2 protein-coding genes and 1 pseudogene are annotated in these 2,447 nt (G+C 41.4%); 2 read left to right on the top strand and 1 reads right to left on the bottom strand.

All coding sequences use genetic code 11. The features are described from left to right. The first annotated feature begins 704 nt into the window (after window positions 1–704). Window positions 705–1,424, top strand: a complete 720-nt coding sequence (locus ACLD5M_RS06190; protein WP_410314821.1) for a nitroreductase family protein — start codon at window positions 705–707, stop codon at window positions 1,422–1,424. Window positions 1,425–1,551: 127 nt separating this feature from the next. Beyond that, a pseudogene (locus tag ACLD5M_RS06185) lies at window positions 1,552–1,707 on the top strand (XRE family transcriptional regulator); the annotation flags it as partial. A gap of 181 nt (window positions 1,708–1,888) precedes the next feature. On the opposite strand, the gene ACLD5M_RS06180 reads toward ACLD5M_RS06185, so the two are convergent. Beyond that, a complete protein-coding gene (locus ACLD5M_RS06180) occupies window positions 1,889–2,260 on the bottom strand; it encodes a hypothetical protein (protein WP_004133309.1) in 372 nt (123 codons plus the stop codon). Window positions 2,261–2,447: the final 187 nt, after the last annotated feature.

The raw sequence follows: 2,447 nt of genomic DNA, 5'->3' as shown, positions 1-2,447 counted from the left end.
GGTCCCATTCCGAACCCGGAAGCTAAGGCCTGACACGGCGAGGGTACTGCACTCGATAGGGTGTGGGAGACTAGCACGCTGCCGCATTAATCTTCTAGCGGGGAACTTGATTGTTCCCCGCTTTTTTATTCCCACATGCTGCCGCACAAATCACGCCAAGCACACATACCACACACCAACCCACAGTTTGTTTTGCGACTTTAGTATACGAATACCAGTGTGGTAGAGATTTGAGATTTTTCGCACTAAACAGACAATAAAAAAATAGATAGTTGCACCAACCCGCAGCTTAAATATGCTACTCTAGTTGCACTTAGTAAACCACGCACTTTCGTAACAAACTTAACGAGTCTATGAGTTTTGTGTTGGCGTTTAGTGTGTTGAGAGGCTGGAAAAATTGTGTTCAGTGCTAAAAGAGGACTGAGAAGCTACATTCTTTAAAGAAAGGCGAACACAATAAGCGCCTTTAGCAGCCAGAGCGCCCGAAGGACGGGACGCACGCAAACACAAATTTTCTAGCCTCGTCAAAAACAAAAAACTAAATCAGTTACAAAACTCATAGACGATACTAAAGAATAACGTAAACAAAATTGCGAGGAGAGAAATCCCCCGAAACTCGCGCCACATCAAGCAAGAGCGAAAGCAGGACGTAGCGCAAACTCGAGAAAATACTGCGTGCGTATTTGGTGCGATATACTAAAAGCATGACTACACAAACTTTTGAAGCACTCGCAAAGTCGCGATTTTCTGCACGTGATTTTCTAAATAAACCAGTCGATTCTAAAATTCTTGAAACCATTTTGCAAACAGCTGCACAATCGCCGAGCTGGTCCAACACTCGTGGATACATGCTAGCTATTGCTCAAGGGGAACTAAAGCAGCAGCTTATTGATGCATATACGCAAAAATGCAAAGCAATGTTTCGTACTAAAGACGCTACCCTTAGCGAAGAAGAGCGCCTTATAGCCCAGAAAATGAGCCAGCCGGATGGAGATTTTCCTGTAATGGCTCCGTATCCACAATCACTTAAAGAGCGCAGTGCGCGTTTAGGGTTGGCGTTGTATAAACATTTAAATATTGATCGCAAAGATTTTCCTGCTCGAAATGCTCACACTTTGCGCAACTTCCAGGCGTTCGGTGCGCCAGTTATGGGATTTGTGCTTGTTCGCCGCGATTTTTTGCCGTTTTCTGCGATGGATGCTGGAATTATGCTGCAAACGTTACTGTTGGCCGCTAAAGAGCAAGGCGTAGATTCATGCCCGCTTGGCGTTCTTGCCACGTGGCGTTCACCGCTTGACGAAGTGTTTGGTATTCCGCCGGAGTATGCGCTGATTACTGGTTTTGCGCTGGGGTATGCGTCTGAAGCGCACGTAAATACTTTCCGCGCGGAGCATCCGCCAATCGAACTTGCGCAAGAAAAGTAGTTCCACAAAAACCAATCTATCTTGCAAAACCCAAAGTACTTTGGAAAATATCAGATAGAAGTGCGCACATTGCGGTTATAGATTTATACGATTTTTATATGCAATGCCTATTTACTTAATTGATAAATTAGATGCAAAATCGGCAGCTATAAAAACTCAAGAAGAAGCGTCTATGCTTATGCGTGAAACGGTTCGCATACTAAGGAATAAGGGCTTGACGGTTCGTGATGTTGCAGAGCTTACGGGGGTTACTCCGCAGCGAATAAGTTCGCTTAAAGCTTAGTGATTTAATCACAATGTGGTTGAGGCTATGCGCAAGTAAGTCGCTCGGTAGTGTATAAACTTTATGCAAAACAAATCATTAACAGATAAATAATCAAAGGCCAAGTCGTAAGATGCATGTTTACAGCTTGGCCTTTGAAAAATTGCGATATGTTTTAAGTTAAAATCGCAGTCTAATGCTTTTATTTATTCTTGGCAATTCCAAGAGCTTTTGAACTTTCATCCTTATCAAGGCCTATAAATAAAAGCACGATTATGCCAATAATCAGCGGAACATAACCGTATCCAGATCCGTGGATTATGCCGAATATTTCCATAAGCCCATTTGCTATTACGGCTAGTGAAGATACTATAAAATATAGTTGCGCGCACCACGGTTTTTTAATGAGAAATATGGTTGCAAGACCAAATAATCCAGCGATAATTTGAGGCACTCCCCATAGATAATCATTACGCATTACAATCAGCGCAATTCCGCTAGCAAGAAATACACCATTGGCTATTGTCCAAAATACGGATGGAATTTGTGCTTTTGTATCTTCTAAATTACTCATATTCTTCTCCTTCTAATACAAGAAAATAATTGTGTATATCAAACCTTGACAATTTATAAATTAATGGCGTGCTAAAAGGTAAACAATATCTTGTATATGAAAACCTTTACAAATCATTACTATCTAAAACTGCTTAAGATTCATTAATCTTTTAAACTTAATCAGTAAGGCATACTATCTATATAGT

Source organism: Gardnerella sp. Marseille-Q9185, from assembly GCF_046508745.1.
Taxonomy (GTDB): Bacteria; Actinomycetota; Actinomycetes; order Actinomycetales; family Bifidobacteriaceae; genus Bifidobacterium; species Bifidobacterium greenwoodii.
This window is presented reverse-complemented; position numbering and strand designations above follow the sequence as displayed.